The sequence below is a fragment of the Natrinema pellirubrum DSM 15624 genome (genome assembly GCF_000230735.2).
Lineage (GTDB): Archaea > Halobacteriota > Halobacteria > Halobacteriales > Natrialbaceae > Natrinema > Natrinema pellirubrum.
On sequence record NC_019962.1, the window covers coordinates 155,424 to 169,469 of the forward strand.

Sequence of the window (14,046 nt, forward strand, 5' to 3'; positions counted from 1 at the left end):
GCCGATCGACCGAAAGATTAGACATCTCTAAACCTAGGTTTAGCACCATCAGGTAAATAGCTGCTGGTGGCGACAGTCGGGCTGTGACGGCGGCTCGAGGCAGCCGCTGCGCGGGAGGATGAACGGTGGCGGTCGAAAACGGAGCGGGCGAGAAACGGAGTCGAGACGGCCCCGATCCCGACGGCGTCGTCGCTATTCGCGGTCGTCCCGATGGTGGTCGTCCCGGAGGTGTTCGATCGCGTGGAGTTCGACGACGGGGACGACCTTAGAGACGGTCAGGAAGATAAGCGCAACCATGCCGATCGTCCCGAGGATCGACAGGACCTCGATCAGTCCCGGGACGTAATTGCCCGGGACGGCCCCGTAGATGTCGAACGTGGGGTGTAAGAAGCCCTCGACGACGAACAGCACTTTCTCCATGATCGTCGCAGTGAGGACCGCGAAGCCGGAGAGGATAGCTCGTCGCTTGGTAAACAGCGTCGGGCGAATCGCCTGGGCGAAGATATACGACAGCGTCACGAAGACCAGCGACATCGACGTGAGGTAGATGGAGTTCGTGGCTCTGGCGAACGCTGCGATCGTCAGGTCGAGGGGGGCCTGGAACAGGCCGGTAATGTTCTGCTGGAGTTGCAGCCACAGGAAGAGCAGACAGAAGAAGCCGAGCCAGAGGAGCAGTCCACGGAAGATGTCGTCGGTAATGATGTGATCCCAGTCGTACGCGCGTCGGAACGAATAGGCGAGGATAATGACGCCGCTGATGGCCGACGTAAGTGCGATGGTAAGGAACTGCGGCCCCTGGACGCCGCCGAACCAGGTCGGATAGTTCGGCAACACGGCGAACAGCCACGGGATCACGCCGCCATGGAGGAGCAGTGGGGCCATGATGATGATCGCGAGCGCGAGCCACCAGACCATCCGCTCGACGATCGCGTCCTCTTTTTCGGTGTAGCCGATCGTCATGAACCGGTAGATCGGATCCAGGCGATCCGGAAGGTCATCACGGAGCCGGCTGACGTCGTACCGCAGCGTCAGCGAGAGATAGGTCGCCGTCAACACGAAATAGGCCGTGATGACGGTCACGTCCCACACCAGCGGCGAGCCGTGGATCGTGATGTGGTAGTGGCCGATGACGCTCGTAACCATTCGGTCCGGCCGACCGAGGTGGACGATGATGTAAAAGCCGGCCGCGGAGAGGCCGGCGATGGTCAGCAGTTCGGCGAGGCGGGCGACCGGCATGTACCGATCCATCCCCAACAGGCGGACGGCAGCCGAGAGGATGATCCCGCCGTGGGCGATGCCGACCCACCAGATGAACGCGCCGATGTAGATCCCCCACGTGGCGCCGCCGCCGCTTCCCCAGTCACCGAGGGCAGTGACGACCAACCCTTCCTGGAGCTGGTAGCCCCATCCGACGAGAAAGGCGAGAAACGCCAGCCCGGCGACGGCGACCATAATGAAGTACGTTGTCGATACCGACCCGATCGGCCGCAGAATGTCGGCCTCGCTCGGCGTTTTCGTTCCCATGTGCGACACTATCTCTCACTAGCGGCCCACTTGCATCCGTGCTATGAATTTGCAAGGACACTGTCGATCATCGCGGTCTCACCGGCCAAGCGGTGTGATCACAGCTCGAGCGTGTAGACGACTTCGCGTCGCTGCTTGCCGCCGATCTCGACGTCGTCTTCGCCGGTGGGCTCGAACCCGTGATCCTCGTAGAACTCGCGGCCGCCCTCGTTCGAGGCGAGGTCGATCGCCCGCATCCGCTCCATGTTGAAGTCCTGGAGGTCCTCGCGCAGCCGCTCGTAGAGCGCGGTGCCGATCCCCTCGCTCTGATGGTCGGGGTGGACGGACATGCGGAGGACATCGCCTTCGTCCTCGCTGACGACGCCGTGGGTGAAGCCGACGATGTCTCTGTCTTTCTCGGCGACGAGGAACGCGGTGCCGGGTTTCGACAGCGCCATCTCGAGGGCCTCGTCGCCGTACCACTCGTCGATGGTCTCGTCGATGGTGTCGGCGTCGAGTTCGTCGTAGGTGTCGTGCCAGGTCGCCCGGGCGACGCGTCTGATCGCCGATCGGTCCTCGCGGGTGGCTGGTCGGAGTTCCATACCGTGACTACGATAGCGAGTAACAAAGCCCTTCCACCCGCTCAGTTAGGTCCCCTCGTCGATCGGCTCGGCGGGTGGCTATATAGTAGCCGCTGAAAGTCATTGCACACCTGATCGAACGACGGCGTTGCGATCAGTGTGTGAACCGTTTCAGCGGCGACTATAGTTCGAGCGTGTAGACCGCTTCGGGGTAGTACTCGCCGTCGATCTCGACCTCGCCCTCGTCGGTCTGCTCGAAGCCCAGCCCCTCGTAGAACCGGCGGCTGGCGTCGTTGAACGCGAAGTCGAACGAGCGGACTTCCTCGGCGTCGGTCTCCTCGAGGGTCGCCATCAGCCGCTCGTGAAGCGCCGAGCCGACCCCCTCGCCCTGGTGGTCGGGGTGGACGTACATCCGGAGGATGTCGGCGGTCTCGCCCTGTGCGACTGCATGGGTGAAGCCGACGAGTTCGTCGTCACGTTCTGCGACGAGAACGACCGTTCCGGGTGCCTCGAGCGGCATCGAGTCGTCGGTGTACCATGCGTCGACGGTCTCGTCGATGGTGTCGGCGTCGAGTTCGTCGTAGGTGTCGTGCCACGTCGCCCGAGCGACGGCCGTGATCGCGTCGAAATCGTCTTCCGTCGCGGATCGAACGTTCATACCACATCATCGAACGTGAGACATAAATAACTCGCTGACATGGCTGGGCCGGCGAGTATTGCCAAAACGGGCCGGCTTCACTCCCGCACGTCGAACCCCCGCTCGCGAAGCAGTTCCGGCACCCGGGAGCGGTGGTCGCCCTGGAGTTCGATGCGCCCCTCGTCGTCGGCGACCGTCCCACCGGTTCCCAGCGCGCTCTTCAGGTCCGAGGCGGTCGATTCGATCTCCGCTTTCGAGAGGTCGAACCCCTCGACGATCGTCACCGGCTTGTCGTACCGGCGGCTCTCCGTCCGGATCGACAGCACCTGCTGGGACGTCTCGAGGTCGCCCTGACTGTCGAGTTCGTCGAGCAGGTCGTCGAGGTCGTCGTCGTTGCCTGCCATACGGTATCATGGGGTCCGGCCGGGGGATAGCCCTGTCCTTGCCCTCGCAACGGGGTCGACGCGACCGCCGACGCGCCGGCCTACAGCCGCGATTTGATCGTCTCGGCCGTCTTCTCGCCGATCCCCTCGACGCTGCGAAGGTCTTCGAGGCTCGCCTCGCGGACGTTTTCGACACTGCCGAACCGCCCCAGCAACCGTTTGCGCGTCTCGGGACCGACTCCCTGCACGTCGTCTAACACCGTCGAGACCTCGTCGCGGACGGTCTGGTGGTACTGCACGGCAAAGCGGTGAGCCTCGTCGCGAACCCGCTGGAGCAGATGGAGGTGTGGTGCGTCGCTGGGCCACGAGAACGACCGCTCGGGCGTGACCACGCGCTCCTCGGCTTTCGCCAGCGCGACGGCCGGTACGTCCCAGCCCGTCTCGGCGAGTGCGTCGCGGGCCGCCTCGAGCTGGCCCTCGCCGCCGTCGATCAGCAGGAGGTCGGGATCGGGTCGGTCGTCCCGTCCCTCGACGGCGCGGGTCGCGCGCCACTCGAGCAGGGCCCGCATGTTATCGTAGTCGTCGTTCTGATCGGTGAGTTTCTTCCGCCGATAATCGGCCTTCTCGGCGCTGCCGTCGGCGAAGGTGACGTTACTGCCGACTGCCGCCGTTCCCTGGGCATGGCTCACGTCGAACCCCTCGATCCGGCTCGCCGAGTCGATCCCGAGGGCGTCGGCGAGCATGCCACACTCGTCGCGCCGACCCACGTTGCGCCGGGCGTTCTTCAGCGCGAGTTCGACTAGCTTGGCCTCCCGGCCCGCGCCCGGCACTCGGACCGAGACGCCCTCGGCTGCGAGCCACGCCGCGACTTCCTCGTCGCCGTGGCGCTCGGGTAGGAGAAGGGCATCGGGCAGTTCGCGCTCGGCGTAGTACTGGACGAGAAACGCCGACAGCACCGCGGGAACGCCCTCGCCGACCGCGCTATCGCTTCCCGCGGAGCCGGGGGCCTCGAGCGTGTGGCGGTCCCGGTCGACCAGCTTGCCGTCCTCGGCACGCAGACGGGCGACGGTGGCGTCCTCGCCCTCGATCGCGACGCCCAGCACGTCGACGCCCCGCTCGTCGCCGACCGACTGGACGGCCTCGCCGCCCTCGCCGTGGAACGCCGCGACGGTCTCGAGTCGGTCCCGCAGGTTCGCCGCGCGCTCGAAGTGCTGCTCCTCGGCGGCGGCCTCCATCTCGCGGCGCAGCGGGTCCGCGAGGATCCCGGTCTCGCCCTCGAGGAACCGCTCGATGGCGGTGACGTCCTCGCGGTAGCTCTCGATATCGATCTCGCGGGTGCAGGGTGCGGTACAGAGCCCCATCTCGTAGTCGAGACACGGCCGGTCCCGACCCGAGTACTTGTGATCCGAACACCCCCGCACTCCGTAGGTTTCCCGCAGGGCCTTCACGACCGTCTCGACCTGCGTCTTGCTGGTGTAGGGCCCGAATACCGTCGCCGACTCGCTGGGATCACGGGTAATTTCGATCCGCGGGGCCTCGTGGTCGGTCAACTGGACCATCGGGTAGGACTTGTCGTCCTTGAGCCGGACGTTGTAGCGGGGCTGGTGGCGCTTGATCAGGTTCGCCTCGAGCAGTAGGGCCTGGGTCTCGGTGTCGGTGACCGCGATCTCGACGCCGTCGGCCCGATCGACCATCCGTCGGATCCGCGCGCTGCGCGGGTCGGCGTAGGACCGCACCCGGTCGCGCAGATCGACGGCTTTCCCGACGTAGAGGGTGGTCTCCCCGTCCCGGAACTGGTAGACGCCGGGCTCGCGGGGCAACGATCCGGCGCGCTCGCGAACCCCATCGGCTTCCATCGGCGGCCCTATGGAGGCAGGGAATTTCAGCCTGACTCCTCGCCGGCCGCTTCGTGTCCCTCGCTCCGACCGCCGCCCCCGTCGACCGGCTCCGGTCGGATCGCCGCCTCGAGGTCGGCGACGACGCCGTCCTCGACCGCTGTGTCGGTGATGGGAACCGCGAGATCGGCCCCGCCGCTGACCCGGATCACCAGTCGTCGCGACCGCGAGCGGACGTAGCCCACAGCGAAAACGACCGCAAAGAGCAGCGCGGTGAGGGCGAGCGCGACCGCGCCCCACTCGAGGACGAGCAGTGCCGTCCCGACGCCCTCGCGGACGGCTCCAGCGAGGTCGGACACCGGCGGGAGGGCCGGCGCGGACGGGAGCCCGACCGGCACGAGATCGCCGAGAGTCGCCCGCGACGCCTCCAGCAGGCCAACGCCGACGACCGCCGCGGCGAGTGACAGGACGAGCCACGCGAGTCGGTCGGTCGACTCGACGGTCACCGTGCCGACGTTCGGTCGATCGACGGCGCGGAAGTTCCGGCCGTCTCGGTCGGGAGTGAACGCCAGCAGCCGACGGTTCGTGACGACGAGCGTCGCCGCCTCGAGGTCGACGCGGTGGTCGATCCGCTCGCCGTCGTCACACAACTGCTCGACGCGCTCGGTCCACGCGGTGGCCCGATCGCCCTGCGCTCTGGCCATCGGTCGCCGCTCCCAGCCCGCGGCCCAAGTACGTCGGACTCCGTTCACGCGAGTAGGGTGCGCCTTCCGAGCCGCTCGAACACGGTACATTCTCGGTCGTCGGGGGACAACCCGATGCGTATGAGTGACTCGACGGTACAGTGCTGGCTCGTCGAACGGGAACTGGGCGACCGCGACTTCGTCACGCTCGTCTACGCGACGCCGGACGGCTCGCGCTACCAGCAACGACAGCGCTCCTCGACGGCGCTGCGGACCGGCGCGACCGTCACCGCGGCCACCGAGGTCCCTGAGGACGAACTCGAGCCGGTGCCCGACGAGGAGACCCGCACGCGTTACGCGACGGAGGTCGACCGGACCGCGGACAAATACGATCCCGACGACCCGATCTGACCCTCTCTCCGCCACCAAAACGTGGGAAATAAGGGTACAGTACGGCTGTCGCGGCCGATATGGTCCTTTGTGGGCAGACTCCTGATGTCACAAACCTTATCGGGAAACGCTGCGACCACACGGCCATGCCCGCTATCACAGTCGACGAACTGACCAAACGCTTCGGTCAGACCCTCGCGCTCGAGGACCTCTCCTTCGAGGTCGAAGAGGGCGAGGTGTTCGGCTTCCTCGGTCCCAACGGTGCTGGCAAGTCGACGACGATCAACGTCATCCTGGACTTCGCCCGGCCGACCGCGGGCGAGGTCAGCGTCCTCGGCATGGACGCCCAGCACAACAGCCGCGAGATCCGGCGTCGAACCGGCGTCCTCCCCGAAGGCGTCGAACTCTACGACCGCCTGACCGCCCGCCAACACCTCGAGTTCGCCATCGAGTCGAAAGACGCCGACGAGGATCCTGAGACGCTGCTCGAACGCGTCGGGCTGGTCGACGCGATCGACCGGAAGGCCGGCGGCTACTCGAAGGGGATGGCCCAGCGACTCATGCTCGCGATGGCGCTTGTCGGCGAGCCCGATCTGCTCATCCTCGACGAGCCCTCCACCGGCCTCGACCCCAACGGGGCCCGCGAGATGCGCGAGATCGTCCGCGAGGAAAACGAACGCGGCGCGACCGTCTTCTTCTCGAGCCACATCATGGAGCAGGTCGAGGCGGTCTGTGACCGCGTCGGCATCCTGCGCGACGGCCGGATGGTCGCCGAAGACTCCGTCGAGGGACTGCGCGACTCCGTCGAGGGCGGCACGACCCTTCGGGTCACCGTCGACCGGATCGACGACGACGCCCTCCAGGCCGTCCGGTCGCTGCCCGACGTAAGCGACGCCACCGTCGAGGGACGCGAGCCGCCGACGGTCGTCGTCACCGTCGACGGCTCGAAGACGGCCGTCCTCTCGGCGCTCGAGGACCGCGGCATCGAGATCCGTGACTTCGAGACGACCGAGGCGTCGCTCGAGGACGTCTTCCAGTCGTACACGACCGACGCTGGGACGGAGGTGCATGCTCGATGAGTTCCGAAACCGGGACGCCGGCGAAGTCGGCAGGCACGAGCGGGTCGGCCTCGAGTTCGATCAATCCAGAGAGCGTTCGTGCGGTCGCGAAGAAGGACTTCCAGGACGCCGTCCGCTCGTGGCTGTTCTGGGGGCTGTCCGTATTCTTCTTCACGATCCTCGTCGTCGTGACTGGGGCGCTCTCGTACTTCGGCGAGGACATCGCAGCGCAGGGAGCGACGACCGACATGCTGGTCGTCTTCGTCAGCCAGATCACGAAAGTCATCGTCCCCCTGATCGCGCTGGTACTGGGCTGGAAGTCGATCGCGGGCGAGCGCGAGTCCGGGAGCATCAAAGTCCTCCTCTCGCTGCCCCACTCCCGAAAGGACGTCCTGCTCGGGAAGCTGCTCGGACGGTCGGCCGTCCTCTCGCTGTCGCTGACGGTCGGCTTCGTCCTCGCCGCCGTCGTCGTCGCCGCGTTGCTCGGCGCCTTCGATATCGTCGACTACGCCGGACTGCTCGTGATGTCGATCATCTACGGCGTCGCTTACATGAGCATCGCCGTTGCGCTCTCGTCGCTGACGCGCTCGACGACCATCGCCGGAGCCGCGATGGGCAGCGTCTTCCTTATGTTCTACGGCGTCTGGAACGGTCTGGAGGGGGTCTTCAGACTGCTCGGCGAGCGCGACATCCTCTTTTTCGATACCGTCACGTACACGGTTGAGTCGGGGGGACGGACCTTCGAACTCACCCGACCCGAAGATTGGGCGTACTTCGTCCTGAATCTCGACCCCGGACAGGCGTACAGTAACGGGCTGACGCTGCTGACGGACGTCGAGGCGCTCGAGCAACAGTCCGCGGTCAGCGCCGAGATGTTCGGCGGCGAGTTACCCATCTTCCTGCAGGACTGGTTCTCGTTCCTGATCCTCCTGTTCTGGGTCGTCGTCCCGCTCGCGATCGCGCTCTACCGGTTCGACCGCGTCGACATCTGATCGGCGGACGGCAGCGGTCCCATTCTCTCGGTCGGCTCCCGTTCGGGAGAGCGATTTATCGTACCCGCCGTGATACCCCCGTCCGTGACCGACTGCATCTTCTACGGCGGCAAGGGCGGCGTCGGGAAGACGACCTGTGCGGCCGCGACGGCCCTTCGGCTCGCCGACGCGGGCCGAGACACGCTCGTCGTCTCGACCGACCCTGCCCACTCGCTGTCGGACTCGCTCGAGACCGATCTCGGTCCCGAGCCCCGCGAACTCGAGGCCGACGCGGCGGGGATCGACGCGGCGAGCGGGAGCCTGTGGGCCGTCGAGATCGACCCCGACGCGCGAACGGAGCGTTACGAACGGCTGGCACGGGCGCTGGCCGCGGACCTGCGCAGCGCCGGCATCCGGCTCGACGACGAGGAAGTCGGCCGGCTGTTCGCCGGCGGCGCGCCGGCCGGTAGCGACGAGATCGCGGCGCTGGACCTGCTCGTCGAGTACGTCGACGACGGCGACTGGGACGTCGTCGTCTTCGACACCGCGCCCACGGGCCACACCCTCCGGCTGTTCGACACGCCCGAGGTGATGGGGCTGGTCCTCGAGACGGCTCAGTCCCTCCGGGGACAGGCCAAACGGATCGGCGACGCCGCCCGGACGGCGGTGCTGGGCCCGATGTCGATGTTCGGGAGCGGCCGCGACGACGAGGAGAGCCTCGAGTCGTTCCGGGCCCGCCTCGAGCGCGCACGCCAACTACTGACCGATCCCGAGCGCACCGAGTTCCGGGTCGTCTTACTGCCGGAATCGATGGCGATCGCCGAGTCCGAGCGACTGGTGGCGACGCTGCGGGAGGCCGACGTGCGGGTCGACCGGCTCGTGGTCAATCGGGTGTTCGAGGACCCCGAGGACGGCTGTTCGCGGTGTCAGTCACGTCATGATCGACACCTCGAGCGGGTCGCGGAGATTCGAGAGACCTTTCCCGACTGCGAGGTCGTGACGCTGCCGGAGCGCGAGGGCGAAGTGCAGGGCCTCGAGACGCTGCTTTCGGTCGGAGACAGACTTCGAAGCGAACGGTGAGGTGCATCAGTCGCGGACCCAGTCACTGGTGGGCTCGTCGTTCGAGTGATCTCGATCGCTGGAGGGACTGAACCAAACCGGTGTCCGCGGGTCACACCAGTGAGATATTCTCGAACGTTTCCGGGGCTAGTATCGCAACTCCAAGCATGAAGAGGCCCATACCCAATGCGGACCCCACAGCGATGTAAATCGTAAATCGGAGATCGACCCAGCCTTCGACAACCCCGGTAACCAACGGAACGAGCAGCAGTGCAAGTATGCCGGGAACGGCTGCAAACAGAAGGAGGCGCTTTGTAATCCCTGTTTTTCCCATATTAGAACGATGTGGGTAAGTGACAATATGCTTGTCCGTGATTGTGGCTGGGTGCTTTACTCCGCATAGCACAACTAAGACCGACTCACAATTGGACAAATACCCCTCTAAAATACATGTCTCTCTGAGCGCAGCAGGCTGAAACGAGGTCCACTCTATAGTAGCCGCTGAAACGATTCACACACTGATCGCACTGTCCGCGGTTCTCGCTCACGTTGCTCGCTCCGAACCGCGCTCCTGTCGTGCGATCAGGTGTACAATGGCTTTCAGCGGCTACTATCGCTCTACGGACTCTCGGCGGGTCGCGTCCGCTGCCGGTCAGCCGATGTACCCTGATCCGGACCACCCCACGAAAGCGCTCGATGCGGTACCGATTTTCGCCCACAGACTTATGATGTCGGCGATTCGTCATTCGACCATGGCACGCTCGCTCGGACGGAACTCGTCCCCGCTGTTCACAGCGATCGGCGTTGCCGTCGCGCTCATTGCGATCGTCGGCACGCAGTTTCTCGGCTGGGAGTGGGGAGACGGTCGACTCGTGCCGACGGTCATCGGCGTCGTCGCCGTCGCGATCGCGGTCGTCGCGGTCCTCGCTCGTCGCGAGTGAGACGGCTGTCGTCGCCTCGAGGGACCGCTTGCTCGGTTCCGTCAGCACCGAGTTCAGCGCCCACCGAACCGGCGGCGCTCACTCGAGGTCGATCCCCTTCTCCGCGAGCAGGTCCCGGAACTCGCCCTCCTCGAGGATCGGGACGTCGTTGTCGCGCGCATCGCCCTGCTTCGTCGCACCCGGATTCTCGCCGGCGACGAGGTAGTCCGTGTTCCCCGAGACGCTGCCGGTCGCGTTGGCCCCGTGGGCCTCGACCGTTGCTTGGGCTTCGTCCCTAGTCACGCCCTCGAGCGAACCGGTGAAGACGAATGTCTGCCCCGCGAGTTCGTCCCCGCCGGTTTCGACGTCGACTTCCTGCGGTGAGACGTGATCGAGGACGGCGTCGACCACGGCTGCGTTGGCCTCGCTCGTAAAGAAGTCGTGGATCGTCTCGGCGACGGTCTCGCCCACGTCGTCGACGCCCTCGAGCCGTTCGGGCTCGCTTTCCGCGGCCTCGCGGAGGGCCGCGAAGGTACCGAACTCGCGGGCGAGTTCGCGGGCCGTCGTCGGGCCGACGAGGGGGATCCCGAGCGCGGAGACGAAGTCGGCGAGCGGCGGCTCGCGGCTGGCCGCGATCTCGGCGAGCAAGTTCTCGGCGCTTTGCTCGCCCCAGCCCTCGAGGTCGGTGAGGGCCTCGCGATCGAGTTCGTAGAGGTCCGCGACCGACTCGAGCAGGCCCGCGTCGACCAGTTGGCGGACGCTCTTTTCGCCGAGTCCCTCGAGGTCGAGGCCGTCGTCGCCCGCGTAGTACTCGATCGACCGACGAAGCTGGGCGTCACAGCCCAATCCACCGGTACAGAAGGCCATGGGGCCGTCGCGCTCGACGGGGCTGTCACAGACGGGACAGCGGTCGGGCAGTTCGTAGTGGCCCTCGCTGCCCTTCTCGAGGACTGCCTCGACGTAGGGGATCACGTCGCCGGCCCGCTGGACGCGAACCGTGTCGCCGATATTGACGTTTTTCTCGGCGATCTCCTCGGGGTTGTGCAGGCTCGCCCGCGAGACGGTGACGCCGCCGACATCGACCGGCTCGAGCAGGGCGACGGGGGTCAGCCGGCCTGTCCGGCCGACCTGGACCGCCACGTCGGCGATCGTCGTCACTTCCGCGCGTGCGGGGAACTTGTAGGCGAAGGCCCAGCGGTCGTGACGGGCCGTTCGCCCCAACTCTTCGCGGGCCTCGCGGTCGTCGACCTTGATCACGACGCCGTCGATCTCGTAGTCCAGGTCGTCGCGAGCCTCGAGCAGCCGGTCGCGGTAGTCGATCGCGTCCTCGATGTCTCCGACGACCTCGACGCGGTCGTTGGTCCGCAGCCCGTAGTCGGGGAACCGCTCGAGTTCATCCCGATGGCTGTCCGCGAGGTCGCTGGCCTCGAGGACGTCGAAGTAAAAGACCGCGAGCGGGCGCTCGGCGACGACGGTCGGATCGAGCTGGCGGATCGTGCCGGCGGTGGCGTTCCGCGGGTTGGCGAAGGGGTCCTCGCCGCGCTCGATGCGTTCGCGGTTGTACGCTTGGAAGGCGTCCTTGGGCATATAGACCTCGCCCCGGACCGCGAGGAACTCGGGGTAATCGCCGCGGAGCCGCTGCGGTACGGAGCCGATCGTGCGCGCGTTTTCGGTCACGTCGTCGCCCTCGCGGCCGTCCCCGCGGGTCACAGCGCGCTCGAGGCGGCCGTCCTCGTAGACGACCTCCATCGAGACGCCGTCGAACTTGGGCTCGCAGACGTAGTCGACGTCGCCGACCTCTCGTCGCACCCGCTCGTCGAACTCGCGTATGTCTTCTTCCTCGCCGCTGCCCTCGATCGAGAGCATCGGCGCGACGTGTTCGACGGTGTCGAACGACTCGATCGGCTCGCCTCCGACCCTTCGGGTGGGGCTATCGGGATGGTCGAGGTCGAACGCCGCCTCGAGGTCGCGCAGGCGGCTAAACAGGGCGTCGTAGGTCCGGTCGCTGATGATCGGGTCGTTCTCGACGTAGTAGCGGCGGTCGTGTTCCCGGACGGCCTCCCGGAGCAGTTCGACCTGCTCGGTGGCCTCGTCTTCCGAGAGATCCTCGATCGACGCGAAATCGGTCGGCGGTTCCCGGAGGTAGGGATTCTCTTCGTTCTCGTCGGCGGCTGGCATTCTTGTTCGAAGGTAGCCGCCGCCAGCCGTTAACGACTGTGTCTCGGCCACGTCACTTCCAGGGGTTGTCCACCAGTTCGCTGTGGACGCTCGAGCCGACCGCGATCCGACAGTCGGCCCGCGGCGAGGCGAGACACAGCAAGACATAGCCGGCCGCCCGGTGTCGGTCCTTCAGTACCCGGGGCTGTCGGCGGTGTGTGAGCGCATCGTCGCCGTCCTCGAGCAGCCGACCCGTACGGGTTCCGCAGGCACCGGTGCGACAGCCGAACGGGAGCGTGCTGTCGTCCCGTTCGGCGGCCTCGAGGACCGTCTCGTCCTCGCGGACCGCGATCGTCCGCGTCCGGCCGTCGGGCCACTCGAGGGTTACGTCGTGGCTCGTCATGCGTTCGGCCGCTCACTGCCAGACGTCGCTCGTACAGTCGCCGTCGGGCCACCGGATCTCGTGGGCGCGGGCTGGTCCCGCCGGACAGTCGCCCCAGTCGACGAGGAAGTCCTCGTCGAGTTCGAGGGTGCCCCTTCGGGGGTCGACATCGGCTTTCAGCATCACCGAGCCGCGCTCGGCTTCCTCGGGGTAGAACTGGTCGTCCCACGAGGAGAACAGCGAGGTGGTCCAGTAGAGGCGCTCGCCGTCCAGCGAGAGCTGGAGCATCTGCGGGCCGCCGGCGAGTTCCCGGCCCTGAACCTCCTGGATCTCGCCGAAGGTACCCCCGACCGACAGCGAGTCGGCCCGCCGCGGGTTCGAGGGGTCCGAGATGTCGTACATCCAGACCTCTCCGTGGAGCCAGTTCGAACCGAACAGGTACCGGTCGTCCATCGAAATCAGGATATCGGTCGTCAGCCCCGGCACGGGCATGTCCCAGTCCTCGTGTTCCCGGCTCTCGAAGTCGATCACCTTCTCGGCGCGGTACTCGTCCGCGTCGTCGTCACGCCAGAAGTGGAACATGTTCGACGAGAGCGCGGCCCCGACGAACCCGTGGGTCGATTCGGGCGTGTGGAGAAACCGCACCTCGAGCGGAATCTGCCCCTCCTCACCGAGGTCGATCGTCTGCTCGACGGTGCCGTCTTCCCAGTCCCAGAAGTGGAGCTTCCGGCCGTAGTTACCCGCCTCGACGTCCTCGAGGTCGAAGCCCGGATAGTACGTCTTGGGTGCGGCCCACTCGCTCGAGACCATCACGTTCTGGCGGGGCTGGTACCAGTAGTCGTAGTTCATCTCGATCTCGCCCGGCGGCTCCCACCGCCCGTCGATCTCGAAGTCCTCGTTCAGCTCGAGGAACCCGCCCGGAAGCTCGCCGTCGGCGTCGCCGAGCATGCTGATCAGGATCTGCCCGTCGGGGATACAGTGGACGGTATGGGGTGCCGAGAGGTCGTACTCGAAGACGTCCTCGGGTTCGATCACCGTCTCGAGTTCGGGATTCCGCCGGTCTTTGGCGTCGAGGACGTGGATCCGCGAGGAGCGCTGGCCGGGGACGATCAGGTGTCGCCGCTCGAGTTCGTCCACGTGACAGGACGACGAGCAGGCGTTCCACCCGAAGTGGTGGAGTTCGTCCCCGCGCTCGGGCATCTCGACCCGGTCGACGATCTCGCAATAGGTCTCGGAGTCGGGATCGAGGTCGACGACCGCGACGAAATCCGGCGCGTCGACGTCCGTACCGACGTAGAGGCTCATCACGTACGCCAACCGTTCCCGCTCGCTCTCCTCGATCGCGGCCTGGGGTGTCGCGTAGCCGGGCCCCTCGTGGTGGTGTTCGTGGTCGTGACCGGGTTCGACGTCGTCTGGCGTGCTAGCGTCACTCATGATACTCCCGATCACGAGCGGGTAGATAAATCTGGTCGGGGATGACGCGAGCG

General features: G+C 66.4%; 15 protein-coding genes. 5 read left to right on the forward strand and 10 right to left on the reverse strand.

All coding sequences use genetic code 11. The features are described 5' to 3' along the window. Window positions 1-192: 192 nt before the first annotated feature. The 6 genes from nrfD to NATPE_RS00795 form a co-directional block, all read right to left on the reverse strand. Window positions 193-1,524: an NrfD/PsrC family molybdoenzyme membrane anchor subunit gene (gene nrfD / locus NATPE_RS00770; RefSeq protein ID WP_006183259.1), complete on the reverse strand. Its 1,332-nt coding sequence runs from the start codon at window positions 1,522-1,524 to the stop codon at window positions 193-195. 98 nt (window positions 1,525-1,622) lie between these two features. Beyond that, window positions 1,623-2,105, reverse strand: coding sequence for a GNAT family N-acetyltransferase (locus NATPE_RS00775; RefSeq protein ID WP_006183260.1), 483 nt, complete (start codon window positions 2,103-2,105; stop codon window positions 1,623-1,625). Window positions 2,106-2,265: 160 nt separating this feature from the next. Continuing rightward, a complete protein-coding gene (locus NATPE_RS00780) occupies window positions 2,266-2,742 on the reverse strand; it encodes a GNAT family N-acetyltransferase (RefSeq protein WP_006183261.1) in 477 nt (158 codons plus the stop codon). 77 nt (window positions 2,743-2,819) lie between these two features. Then, entirely contained in the window at window positions 2,820-3,125 is a 306-nt protein-coding gene (locus tag NATPE_RS00785) for an SUI1 family translation initiation factor (protein WP_006183262.1), read from the reverse strand. An 80-nt stretch (window positions 3,126-3,205) separates the two neighbouring features. Continuing rightward, window positions 3,206-4,960: an excinuclease ABC subunit C gene (locus NATPE_RS00790; RefSeq protein ID WP_006183263.1), complete on the reverse strand. Its 1,755-nt coding sequence runs from the start codon at window positions 4,958-4,960 to the stop codon at window positions 3,206-3,208. Window positions 4,961-4,986: 26 nt separating this feature from the next. Continuing rightward, on the reverse strand, window positions 4,987-5,643 hold the full coding sequence (locus NATPE_RS00795) for a hypothetical protein (RefSeq protein WP_006183265.1): 657 nt from the start codon (window positions 5,641-5,643) through the stop codon (window positions 4,987-4,989). Window positions 5,644-5,763: 120 nt separating this feature from the next. Here NATPE_RS00795 and NATPE_RS00800 point away from each other — a divergent pair, with 120 nt between their 5' ends. The 4 genes from NATPE_RS00800 to NATPE_RS00815 all read left to right on the forward strand — a co-directional run bounded on the left by NATPE_RS00800 (window position 5,764) and on the right by NATPE_RS00815 (window position 9,121). Then, on the forward strand, window positions 5,764-6,033 hold the full coding sequence (locus tag NATPE_RS00800) for a hypothetical protein (protein WP_006183266.1): 270 nt from the start codon (window positions 5,764-5,766) through the stop codon (window positions 6,031-6,033). A 125-nt stretch (window positions 6,034-6,158) separates the two neighbouring features. Further along, window positions 6,159-7,091, forward strand: a complete 933-nt coding sequence (locus NATPE_RS00805; RefSeq protein ID WP_006183267.1) for an ABC transporter ATP-binding protein — start codon at window positions 6,159-6,161, stop codon at window positions 7,089-7,091. Continuing rightward, window positions 7,088-8,062 (forward strand): ABC transporter permease, encoded by a 975-nt coding sequence (locus NATPE_RS00810; protein WP_006183268.1) that lies wholly within the window; start codon window positions 7,088-7,090, stop codon window positions 8,060-8,062. Before NATPE_RS00805 ends, NATPE_RS00810 begins: the two co-directional genes overlap by 4 nt. 84 nt (window positions 8,063-8,146) lie before the next feature. Then, a complete protein-coding gene (locus NATPE_RS00815) occupies window positions 8,147-9,121 on the forward strand; it encodes an ArsA family ATPase (protein WP_006183269.1) in 975 nt (324 codons plus the stop codon). 91 nt (window positions 9,122-9,212) lie between these two features. Here the strand turns inward: NATPE_RS00815 and NATPE_RS00820 are convergent, their stop codons facing one another. After that, window positions 9,213-9,434, reverse strand: a complete 222-nt coding sequence (locus NATPE_RS00820; RefSeq protein ID WP_006183270.1) for a hypothetical protein — start codon at window positions 9,432-9,434, stop codon at window positions 9,213-9,215. A 418-nt stretch (window positions 9,435-9,852) separates the two neighbouring features. Between NATPE_RS00820 and NATPE_RS00825 the strand changes: the two genes are divergently transcribed. Further along, window positions 9,853-10,041 (forward strand): hypothetical protein, encoded by a 189-nt coding sequence (locus NATPE_RS00825; RefSeq protein ID WP_015298655.1) that lies wholly within the window; start codon window positions 9,853-9,855, stop codon window positions 10,039-10,041. A gap of 78 nt (window positions 10,042-10,119) precedes the next feature. On the opposite strand, the gene ligA is transcribed toward NATPE_RS00825, so the two are convergent. Genes ligA through NATPE_RS00840 form a run of 3 tightly spaced genes read right to left on the reverse strand, consistent with a single transcriptional unit; the run spans window position 10,120 to window position 13,993 of the window. Then, a complete protein-coding gene (gene ligA / locus NATPE_RS00830; RefSeq protein WP_006183272.1) occupies window positions 10,120-12,198 on the reverse strand; it encodes an NAD-dependent DNA ligase LigA in 2,079 nt (692 codons plus the stop codon). Between the two features lie 52 nt (window positions 12,199-12,250). Further along, window positions 12,251-12,580 (reverse strand): 2Fe-2S iron-sulfur cluster-binding protein, encoded by a 330-nt coding sequence (locus NATPE_RS00835; RefSeq protein WP_006183273.1) that lies wholly within the window; start codon window positions 12,578-12,580, stop codon window positions 12,251-12,253. A gap of 12 nt (window positions 12,581-12,592) precedes the next feature. Further along, complete coding sequence (locus NATPE_RS00840; RefSeq protein WP_006183274.1) at window positions 12,593-13,993, reverse strand: selenium-binding protein SBP56-related protein; 1,401 nt, start codon at window positions 13,991-13,993, stop codon at window positions 12,593-12,595. Between the last annotated feature and the right edge of the window lie 53 nt (window positions 13,994-14,046).